We start from the raw sequence: 10,990 nt of genomic DNA, 5'->3' as shown, positions 1-10,990 counted from the left end.
AGGTGGTGAGCTGAGATGCGGCCGGGTCGGCGTCAGGCGGGGCCGATCGCCCGGCGCAGGGCGTCGTTGAGTGCCTCGGCGACACGCGGCAGGGCCGGTGGCCGCAGCAGGGAGTAGTGGTGGGCCGGGACGCCGACCACGTCGAGTGGACCCGCCAGGTGGCGGCCCCAGCCGAGGTCGGCGACGCCGGGCGGGGTGTCGTCCACTCCCATGCCGATGCCGGCGTTGCGCGGCGCGGGCCGGTCGGCGCGGATCAGCAGCGTCCTGGTGGCGGGCGCTTCGAGCCGCGTGGGCCGGTGGTCGGCGAGGGCGCGCAGGTGTCTGGCGAAGACCGCGACCCGCCGCCTGGCGCTGTCGCGGCGTCCCAACAGCCCTGCGGCGCGGAGGCGTTCGTCGATCTCGCGCCAGCGTGCCGCGTCCGGCAGGTTCCGGACGGCCGTGATGGTCTCGGAGGCGGCCCGGTCCCGGCCGCCGCCGAGTGCGGCGCCGGTGAACGCCTCGAGCGCCCCGAGGAAGCGCCACACCACCTCGAGTTCCGTCTCGTTCTGACTGGGCCGGTCGACGGGGGTGATGTGGACCGGATCGTTGGAGTCGAGCAGCGCCAACAGCGCGGTGGTCTCGCCCTCCTGGTGGAGTCGGCGGGCCATCTCGTGGGCGAGGTCGCCGCCCATGGACCAGCCGCCGAGCAGATAGGGGCCGTGCGGCCGCCTGCGGCGCACCACGTCGAGGAAGCGCCGGACCATGCCGTCGATGTCCTCGGCGCCGGTGCCGCCTGCGAGTTCGGGATCGGTGAGCGCGACGACCTCGACGCGGGGGTCGAGCAGCCGGGCCAACTCGGCGTAGCAGACGATGTCGCCGCCCGACGGGTGCGTCAGGAACAGGGTGGGCCCCCCGTCGTGGCCGGGCCGGACGGGCACCGCGATGTCCTCGTCGGAGACGTCGGTCCCGTCGGGTGTCGCGGCTTCGGGCGCCCAGGCGGCCGGGTCGGTTGCCAGCCGTTCCACCCGGCGCACGTAGTCGGCGAAGGCGCGATCCACCTCCTCCGGCGGCAGCACCGGCTCCAGCGCGTCCCACTGGAGCAGCAGCCTGCCGCCCTGCTCAAGGGCCTGGTGGTCCAGCCAGGTCTGCGGCGTCTGGCTAAGCGCCGCGACCTGCTCGCCGACCCACTCGGGGTCGTGGTCGGCACCGATGACATCGGGCAGCCCGAGGGCGCTGGTGAACACGACGGGCACGGACACCCGCCGGCCGACGCGGGTCGACTTCTCCGCCAGCACCTCGAGCGCGGAGAACTCCCGGTGGTCGAGATCGGCGAACAGGGTCGCCTGCGCGGCCCTGGCACGCTCCACGAACGAGCCTGCCCGCGCCCGCTCCACGACGTGCGGGACCAGCGAGGTGAAGTCGCCGACCACGCCCGCCACGTCGGGGTGGGTGTCGGGCCGGTCGAAGAGAGTGAGGACCAGTGAGAACCGGTCGTCGCCCGACCAGGCGGCCAACGTCTCGGCGTAGGCGGCGAGCAGCGCGGCGGTGGGGGTGACGCGGTGCCGGGTCGCCTCGGCCCTGAGCGCCGCCCAGGCCCCGGCTTCGAGCCGGGCGGCGCGGCGGACGAACCGCGCGGGTCCGACCGGCTCGGCCACCGGCAGCGGGGGCGGCCCTGGCAGGGTGTCGAGCCGCTCCCGCCAGTAGGCGGCGGCCCGCTGTCCTGCCGGGCCGCGGCGCCGCTCCTCGACGGCGGCGACGCAGGAGGCGAAGTCCACTTTCAGCGGCGGCAGTTGCTCGTCGGGTGCGTGGTAGAAGCGGCGGAGTTCACGGTCGATGATCCACCAGCTGGCCGCGTCGCACACCAGCACGTCCACGCCGACGAACAGCCGGACCCGACCGCCGGGCAGCAGGGCGGCCTGGATCTGGGCCAGCGGCCAGCGGTCGGCGGGGCCAGGCTCCCGGCTGATCCGCTCCCGGAGCCGGGCGAGGCGCTGGCTCCGGCGTTCCTCGGGCAGCGTCGTCAGGTCGTGGACACGGACCCGGTAGGGCGGCACGTCGTCGAGGACCCGGACCCGGCCGGTCGGGGTGACGACGGCGCGCAGCATGGGGTGGCGGGCGAGCACCAGGTTCCAGGCCCGCTCGTAGCGGGCGACGTCCAACCGCTCGCAGTCGTACTCCAGGTAGAAGTGGCAGGGCACCTCGCCCCACTCGTAGCCCCCGTCGCGCCCGACCCAGTAGGCGTGTTGCACGCGGGTGAGCGGGAACGTGCCGTCGGCCGCGGCCGGTTGCGGGAGGTCGGCGGGCGGCCGGGCGGGCGCTTCCGGGACGGCGGCGTCGACGCGGGCGGCGAGGGCTCCGACGGTCGGCGCGTCGAGCAGGTCGCGCAGCCGCAGGTCCGTGCCGAAGCGTTCGCGGACAGCGGCCAGCATCCGGGTGGCGAGCAGCGAGTGTCCGCCGAGCGCGAAGAAGTCGGCGTCGGCCGAGAGCGCGGGGGTACCGAAGAGCCCGGCCCACAGCTCGGCGAGCCAGCGGGCGGTCGGCTCACCGGGGTCGGACCCGCCCGGCCCGGTCGAAGGCCGGTCGGCGGGGGCCGCCGCGCGCGCCATCCGGTCGGCGAGCGAGGTGGTGGCGACGGCCACCACGGGCGGCGTGGGGCCGGCCAGCAGCCGGTCGAGCGCGGCCAGGCCCGTCTCGGCGTCCAGGGCGCCGGCGAGCGCGACCGTGCGTTCGCCGCCCGCAGGACCCACCCGCCAGCCGTCCCAGACCGCGCTGATCCAGCGGGTCGGGCCGGGCTGTGCGGCGTCGGCGAGGGCGTCGAGGAAGCCGTTGGCGGCGGCGTAGGCACCCATGCCGATCCCGCCCACCAGGGTGGTCGCGGACGACATCAACACGACGGTGCTCGGCCGGAGTTCGGCGGGCAGCGCGTCCACGGCGGCGCGCAGCGCCAGGGCGCCATCGGCCTTGGCCGCGACATGGGCGCGCACCTGCTCGGGGGTGGTCTCGCGGAGGGTGGTGGCGCCGGCGGTGGCGACCGCGCCCGCCGCGTGCACCACCAGGCCGAGGCCGCCGTCGGCGGCGAGTTCGCGCACCAGCGCCGCCGTGCCCGCGGCGTCCGCCGCGTCCAACGTCCGGACCTCGACGCTCCGGCCCGCCGTGGCGAGCCGCCTGACGCCCTCGGCCCGCCCGCCGGTGCGCGAGGTGAGCACGACGCGTCGGCCGGCGCGGCCGAGGTGGTCGGCGATGGCCAGGCCGACGTCGCCGAGGCCGCCGGTGATCAGCACGGTGCCCGTCGCGGGCGGCGCCTCCCTGGTCCTGGCCGGCCGCCAGGGCACCAGGTCGCGGGCCCAGCGGACGCCGCCACGCACCGCGACCTCACGACCTGGGGCCGCGTCAGGACCGGTCAGTTCGCCGAGCTCGGCCATCACGAACCGCGCCCGCTCGGAGGCGTTGCCCGCCTTGACCGTGGGAAGGTCGAGGGTGCGCCAGGCGAGGCCGCGCAGCTCTTGGGCGAGGACGCGGGGCAGCGTGCGCACCGCACCCGCCACAGGCTCTGGGCGGTCGTCCCCTTCCACTCGCACGGCTCCCTCGGTGACCTGGAGCAACAGCCGGGGCGGCGCGGCCAGTCGGTCCAGCCTGGCAGCCAGCTCGGTGTGGCGCAGGACCGCGGCCGCGAGGTCGTCGGTCTGGTCGGTGGCGAGCAGGACGACGCCGTCGAGAGCCTCGCCCTGCTCGGCCACGGCCACGCACTCCGCGCCGCGCGCCGTCAACTCCCGGCGCACCGCGTCGGCCAGCGGGCGGTCTTCGCCGGCGACGACCAGCCAGCGCCCGGCCGGGGAATCGGCGGCATCGGCCGGGGGCAGCTGCCGCCAGCGCGGCAGGTGCAGCGGCTCGTCGCCGTCCGGCTCCGGCTCGCCCGGCAGGTCGGTGGCGGCGGCCGGGGGATCGATCCACAGCCGCCGCCGCTGGAACGCGTATCCGGGGGCGGCGACGCGCCGCCTGGGCGTGGCGTCGCCCAGGGCGAGGTCGATGTCGACGCCGTGCGCCCACAGCTGGGCGACGGTCTCGCGGATGGTGGTGGCGGCGTCGGGCTCGTCCTCGACGCAGGTGGTCAGCGTGGCGCGGAGTGCGGGCGGCGCGGTACGGCGGGCGAGCGAGGCCAGCGCGGCGCCGGGCCCGACCTGCACCAGCAGCGCCGGCTGTTCGGGCGGCAGCGCGGTGCGCAGGGCGTCCGCGAAGCGCACGGGGTCACGGAGTTGCCGGACCCAGTGCTCGGCCGTGCCGAGTTCGGCCCCGGCATGGTCGCCCGCGACGGTGGTGACCAGGGGGACGGAGAGCGGGCGGGCCCGCAGGCCGGCGGCGGCCGCCCGGACGGCGGGCAGCGCCGGCTCGACCAGGCGCGAGTGCAGCGCCGCGTCCACCCGCAGCTCGGTGGGTCGTACCGATCGGGCGGCCAGCGCGCTGGCCAGGGTGTCCACGGCGGCACATGGCCCGGACACCACGCAGGCGTCCGGCGCGTTGACCGCCGCCAGGTCCACCTCGGGATGCCCGGCGAGGAGTCGGAGGGTCTCGGCCTCGCCCAGGGGGACGGCGAGCATGGTCCCGCCCCGGGCGGCGCGTGCGGCCTCGGTGCAGCGGACGGCCACCAGCCGGGCCGCCTCGGGCAGGGTGAGGCCGCCCGCCACCACCGCGGCGGTGTACTCGCCGAGGCTGTGGCCGAGCACCACGCCGGGCCGCACCCCCCAGGACTCCAGCAGCCGCGCCACGCCGAGCGAGGCGGCGAACAGGGCGGGCAGCCCGTAGCCGGGGTCCTCGACCGGCGGCGCCCCCTCGCCCCGGATCGCCGCGCGGACATCCGCGCCGAGCAGCGGTCGCAGCAGCTCCGCGCACTCGTCCACCGCGTCGCGGAAGACCGGCTCTGCCCCGTAGAGACCGGCGCCCATGCCGGGGTACTGGCTGCCGGCACCGGGGAATGCGAACACCACCCGGGGCGCGCCCGGTTGGGCGCGCACCGCGCGCCGCCCGGCGAGTGCCGCTCCGGCGTGGCCGGGGCTGGCGGCGACGGCGACGCGGTAGGGCAGCGTCGGCCGCCCGGCGCGCAGCGTGTGGGCGAGGTCCGCCGCCTCGAAGGAGTCGGCGACCGTGCCGAGTTGGGCGGCGGTGGCCTCGGCCGCCGCCGCGTCGTGGGCCGAGACGGCGAGGATCACGGGGCGTCGCGGCGAGGGCTCGGGCGTCGGCCGCTCCGGGGCAGGGCCGAGCACCACATGGCAGTTGGTGCCGCCGATACCGAACGCGCTCACCCCGGCCAGCTCGGGTCCACGCCACGGGCGGCTGTCCTTCACCACCTCGAACGGCGAACCGTCGAGCCCCAGCAGCTCGTTGAGCGGCTCGGCGTGCAGCGAGGCGGGCTGGACTCCGTGCCACACGGCGAGCGTGGTCTTGATGAACGAGGCGATACCGGCGGCCGTGTTGGCGTGCCCGATGTTGCTCTTGACGGAGCCGAGGCCGCACCAGGCGGGTCCCTCGTCCCCGAAGACCCGCCGCAGCGCGGCGATCTCGACCGGATCGCCGAGCCTGGTGGCGGTGCCGTGGGCCTCCACGTATCCGACGCGGTCGGACGTCACCCCGGCCACCGCCTGCGCCTCGGCGATCACGCGCGCCTGGCCCCGGAGGGAGGGCGCGGTGAACCCGGCCTTGCTGGCGCCGTCGTTGTTGACGGCCGAGCCGTGCAGCACGGCGAGCACCGGATCGCCGTCCGCCAGCGCCTCGTCGAGCCGCCGCAGCACCACGGCGCCCACCCCCTGGGTGTAGACGATGCCGGTGCCGGTGGCCGAGAACGGCCGCACGCTGCCGTCCGCAGAGTAGATGCCGTCGGCCACGCGCAGGTATCCGTGGCCCTGCGGCACGATCAGCGAGACGCCGCCCGCGATGGCGGTGTCGCACTCCTCGGCGAGCAGCGACTGCGCCGCGGCGTGCACGGCGACCAGTGAGGTCGAGCAGGTGGTGTTGAGCGCGATGGCCGGTCCGGTCAGGTCGAGCCGGTAGGCGACCTGGAGCGGCAGGTAGTCGGCGTGCGTGGCGATCGCGGTCTGGAGGCTGCCGACCGGATCGGCGCCGCCGCCGGTCGGGCTCCAGCGGCCGGCGAGGTTGCTGGTCAGGTAGGCGCTGTGCGCGGCCCCGGCGAAGACGCCGACCGAGCCGGCTCCCGCGCCGCCGCCGTGGCCAGCCTGTTCGAGCGCCTGCCAGGCCACCTCGAGGAACAGTCGCTGTTGCGGATCGAGCAGCGCCGCCTCCGCGTCGGCGAGGCCGAACGGTGCCGGGTCGAACAGGTCCTGGCCCTCGATCAGGCCGCCGACCGGCACATAGTCGGGGTGCCTCCGCAGGCGACGCGGCACCCCGCTCGCCGCCAGCTCGGCCTCGGTGAAGCGGGTCAGGCCCTCCCGTCCGGCGGTCAGGAGCTTCCAGAAGGACGCGGCGTCGGGTGCGCCGGGGAACCGGCAGGCGAGGCCGGTGACGGCGATCATCGGGCGAGCTCCGCGGCTCGCGCGCGGGCGGCCCGCCGTCCGGTGGCGGGTGGTGCGGGCGCCCTGGCGGCGCGTGGCGGTGGCGGCGGCTGCCGGGCCGTTCGTGCGGAGATCACCGCCGCCAGGCCGCGCACCGTCGGGTGCGAGAGGAGGTCGACGACGCTGAGCGCCGGATCGAGCTCCGTGCCGAGCCGACGCTGTGCCTGGACGAGGGTGAGCGAGGTCGCGCCCAGCTGGAAGAACGGCGTGTCACCGGCCAACTCGGTCGGCGCGGCCCGCAGCAGCTCACCGAACACCCGCCGGACCGCCGCCTCGACCTCCGGCCGTGTCTCTGGCCGTGTCTCCGGCTCGGGCGACGCGCTCGCGCCGGGCGCGCCGGACGGGCCGCGTTCGCTGGCAGGGGCGGCGGGCGGGCTGGATGGGGCGGTGTCCTGGCTCGGCACGGCGGACTCGGCCGTGGTGGCCGGCTCGCCGAGCGCGAGCTCGATCAGTCCGCGCCCGGTCAGCCGCTCGGCCGGCCTGAACCCGGCCGCGGTGGCCGCCGACAGCAGCAGCCGGCCGCACTCCCCCGCCGCGATCAGGGCGTCCGCGGGCGGCAGCGTCCCCGCGGAGAGCGTGAGGGTCACGCTCAACCCGCGTTCACCGGCCGCGCGCAGCGCGCGATCCAAGGGGCTGGCACCCACCGCTGCCTGCTCCTCGGCGACCACCGCTGTCGGCACCGGCGCCGACGGCACGGTCGTCGGCACGGCGCTCGGCCGATCCGAAGCCCGCCGGTACGGGTTCGGCAGGGCGCGGTAGTCGATCTTGCCGTTGTCGGTGACCGGGAACTCGGCCATCGCCACCAGCCGACTCGGCACCATGTACGCGGGCACGTTCTCCCGCAGCCGGCTCCTGATCTCCTCGTCCGTCACCTCTGCGCCCTCGTGGCGCACCGCGTACGCCACGAGACGCGGCCGGTCGTCGGGCCCCGGCACGGACAGCGCGACGGACTTCCGCACCCCGGGCAGCCGGTCGAGCACCGACTCGACCTCGCCGAGTTCGATGCGATGCCCGCGGATCTTGACCTGGCGGTCGAGCCGGCCGAGGAACTCGATCGTGCCGTCCGGGCGCCACCGCCCGAGATCGCCCGTGCGGTAGAGCCGGGTGCCCAGCAGCGGATGAACGACGAACCGCTGGCCGGTCTGCTCCGGATCGCCGACGTACTCCCGCGCCAGGCCCCGGCCACCGATGTGGAGTTCCCCCGACGCACCGACCGGGCACGGCCGACCCTCGGGATCCAGGATGTGGAAGGACTGGCCGCGCAGCGCCCGGCCGTAGGGGATGCTGCGCCACTCAGGCTCCACCCGGTCGACGAGGTGGCAGATGGACCAGATGGACGCCTCGGTGGCGCCGCCCAGGCTGACGATCCGGGCGTCCGGCGCCAGCGCGCGGACGCGCTCGGGCAGGGTGACGGGTATCCAGTCGCCGGAGAGCAGCACCAGGCGGAGCGGGGCGAGGGCAGCCCGCGCCTGGTCCGGGGCCACCTCGGCGTACTCGACCAGCATCTCCATCAGGGCGGGCGCGGTGTTCCAGACGGTCACCCGGTGGCGAGCCATCAACTCAAGCCAGTGCGCCGGGTCGCGTTGCCGCTCCACCTCGGGCAGCACAAGCGCCCCGCCGACGCCGAGCACCGCGAAGACGTCGTACACGGACAGGTCGAAGCTGAACGCCGACAGGGCGAGCACCCGGTCGTCGGGGCCGATCGGGAAGCGGTCGACGAGGTCGTCGACGGTGGTGCGGGCGGCGCGGTGTTCGATGGCGACGCCCTTGGGCCGGCCGGTCGATCCTGAGGTGAAGATGACATAGGCCAACTCGTCCGGCTTCGGGCGGCATCGCCCCCCGGCGCTCTCGGGTCCGCTCTCCGCGGCGGGCGTGCCGTCCGGCCGCAGCGGGTGCGCGGTCACGCCGTCCGGCCAGGTCATGGCGGTCCCGTCGCCGGCGAGGGCGTGCCGGATGCCGGCCTGGGCGCAGACGGACGCCACGCGCCTGGCGGGCCAGGAGGGCTCGACCGGCACATAGCCGGCGCCGCTCGCGGTCACGCCGAGGATGGCGGCGACCTGCGCCGGGCCCTTCTCGGCCGCCACCGCCACCAGGTCGCCCGGGCCGACTCCGGCGGCGGCGAGCACCGCTGCCGTGCGCTCGGCGCGGGCCGCGAGTTCCTTGTGGCTGACCCGGTCGGCGGAGTCGAGCAGCGCTGGCGCGTCGGGACGTGCCTCCGCCGCGGCGCGCGCCGGGTCGTCGAGCGGCGGTCCCGCGTCGCCGAAGGGCGTCGCGTCGAGCGTCTGTGCTGGCAGGAAGGAGGGATCCCAGCCGAGTTCGGGATCGCGCCACGCCTCGTCCTCCCGCGCCAACCGGCGCAGCAGGCGGGCGTGGGCGTCGAGCATCCCGGAGACGAAGCCGGCCGGGTAGGCGCCGTCCACCGAGTCCCAGCACAGGATCAGCGCGCCGCCTTCGGCGTAGACGATGTGGTCCAGGAGGATCTGCGGGGTCTGGGATATGCCGAAGACCTCCGTGCCGAGCCAGCCAGCCGGATCGGCGTCGCCGTCCGTGAGGCCGAGCCCGCTGGTGAAGACGACGGGATGTCTCGGCGGGCCCGATGGCTGCCCGTTCGCCTGCGGCGCCTCCATGCCGGAGACCGCCCGGTGCTCCATGTCCGTCCAGAACCGCTCGTTCACCTGGCTCGCGTAGGCGGCGAACCCCTCCCAGCGCAGTGGGTCGAGCTCGGGCATCCCGACCAGCAGCGTGGAGGTGAAGTCACCGACCACGCCCTTGAGTTCCGGGACGTCGGGCCGGTCGAACAGGGTGGTGTTCAGGGTGAAGGGCTCGGTGGCGCCCCAGCGGGTCAGCGTGAGCCCGAAGGCGGCGAGCAGCATCCCGGTGGGGCTGAGTCCGTGGCGGGCCGCGCGGTCGCGCAGCGCGGACCACTCGTCCGCCGTCAGGTGTGTCCGCGCACGGGTGAAGCGGTGACCGCGCAGTTCGGCGACGTCCACGGCCAGGGGCAGCTCCGGCCCCGGCTGAAGGTTCGGCGCCCGCTCGGCCCAGTACGCCAGGTCGGCCTCCCGGCGCCGCCGTTCGGCCGGGTCACGCTCCCTGCCTCGTACGTAGTCGGCGAAGGTCGTTTGTTGCGGCGGAAGTTGGGCGTCGGGCTCGGCGACCAGCCGCCCCCACTCGGCCAGCACCTGGAGCCAGCCGGCCAGGTCGAGCGCGAGCACGTCGACACCCATGCACAGTCGCGTCCTGCCGTCCGGCAGGAGAACGGCCCTGACGTCGAAGAGCGGCCACCGGTCGGCGCGCCGCACCTGGTGCGACCACCCGGCCCGCAACCGCGTGGCGGCCCGTTCGGCCGACTCCGCGTCGACGTCGCGGAGATCGGTGACATCGATCCGGTACTCGGGCACCGTGGTGAGCACGCGCTGCCGCGCGTCGGGCCCGACCACCATGCGCAACATCGGGTGCCGGGCGACCAGTCGGTTCCAGGCGGTGGTCAGCCGCGCCAGATCGGCCTCGGGACCTTCGGCGCCAGGCTCGCGGTCGTACTCCCGGTAGAAGAACGTCGCGACACCCCCGAGCGGGAACGCGGCGTCCCGCCCGACCCAGTAGGCCGACTGAATCGGCGTCAGCGGGAACGACGCGCCGTCCGCGCCCGGTTGGCTCTCTGCCACCCCGACCGCGCCGGCCGGGTTCGGGACGAGTGAGCGGACGGTGGCGGAGCCGAGGAAAGCGGTGAGCGGCAGGTCGAGTCCGAGGTCCTCGCGGATCCGCCGGCGCAGCCGAACGGCGGTGAAGGACTCCAGCCCCAACTCGGTCAGTGGCGTGTCGAATTCCATCTCGGCCACGGGCGTGTCCAGCACGTCCGCCAGCGCCGAGGCCACGTCGTCGAGTGTCGGGGGCGCGTTCATGGTCCTCCTCCAGGCATGGCACCAGGGCCGGAAGTTCTGATAATCATTTTCATTAACCTTCCTGATCGCCCGCCTGTCAACCCCTCGACAGCGCACAGAGACAAGCCCGGAGGCCGCAGGTCGCCCCGGGAGACGTCTGCGGTGCCCGCAACGTCAGCGGCGTCACCGAGGTGCGCCTCTTCACCGCGCCCACCGACTGGACGCGAGCCCGACCGGAGCGGGCGGCGGTGTAGCGGAAGGCGCGGCCGGCCTTCTCCCTGGTCAGCCAGCCCTTGGCGCGCAGCCGGTCCACGACGGTCATGACGGTGGTGTAGGCGAGCGGGCGTCGTTCGTTGAGGGCGTCGGTGAGGTCCTGCGCGGTCACGGGCCCGGCCCTGTGCCACACCACGTTCATGACCTCGGCTTCCAGCTCTCCCAGCGGACGCATCCTCGTTCACCTTCGTCCTCGTGCGCGGTTCGGCGGCCGTGGGAGGCCACCGCAGCCAGCGTGCGGGGCGGCCGCGCGGCGCCGACGACCGGAGGTCCGGAACGCCCGCCTCCACGAACTCCTAC

At 75.6% G+C, this 10,990-nt stretch carries 3 protein-coding genes; all 3 read right to left on the bottom strand.

Annotated elements, in window-relative coordinates; translation table 11 throughout:
• Window positions 1–32: 32 nt before the first annotated feature.
• The 3 genes from DEH69_RS33515 to DEH69_RS25605 all read right to left on the bottom strand — a co-directional run bounded on the left by DEH69_RS33515 (window position 33) and on the right by DEH69_RS25605 (window position 10,865).
• Window positions 33–6,500: a type I polyketide synthase gene (locus DEH69_RS33515; RefSeq protein ID WP_113689361.1), complete on the bottom strand. Its 6,468-nt coding sequence runs from the start codon at window positions 6,498–6,500 to the stop codon at window positions 33–35.
• Window positions 6,497–10,438 carry a non-ribosomal peptide synthetase gene (locus tag DEH69_RS25610; protein ID WP_113689360.1) on the bottom strand — a complete coding sequence of 1,314 codons (3,942 nt, stop codon included), beginning with the start codon at window positions 10,436–10,438 and terminating at the stop codon, window positions 6,497–6,499. The genes DEH69_RS33515 and DEH69_RS25610 overlap by 4 nt, the downstream gene beginning before the upstream one ends.
• Window positions 10,439–10,514: 76 nt before the next feature.
• The gene (locus DEH69_RS25605; RefSeq protein ID WP_113689359.1) at window positions 10,515–10,865 is read right to left on the bottom strand and encodes a BlaI/MecI/CopY family transcriptional regulator; all 351 of its coding nucleotides are present in this window, start codon (window positions 10,863–10,865) and stop codon (window positions 10,515–10,517) included.
• Between the last annotated feature and the right edge of the window lie 125 nt (window positions 10,866–10,990).

Source organism: Streptomyces sp. PT12, assembly GCF_003311645.1.
GTDB lineage: Bacteria > Actinomycetota > Actinomycetes > Streptomycetales > Streptomycetaceae > Streptomyces.
Note: the sequence above shows the minus strand (reverse complement) of the source record. Positions and strands in the feature narration are given on the sequence as shown.

Bases quoted from the DNA above. Each gene is read 5' to 3' on its own strand.
- DEH69_RS25610 (WP_113689360.1), bottom strand. From the start codon at position 10,438: ATGAACGCGCCCCCGACACTCGACGACGTGGCCTCGGCGCTGGCGGAC.
- DEH69_RS33515 (WP_113689361.1), bottom strand. From the start codon at position 6,500: ATGATCGCCGTCACCGGCCTCGCCTGCCGGTTCCCCGGCGCACCCGAC.
- DEH69_RS25605 (WP_113689359.1), bottom strand. From the start codon at position 10,865: ATGCGTCCGCTGGGAGAGCTGGAAGCCGAGGTCATGAACGTGGTGTGG.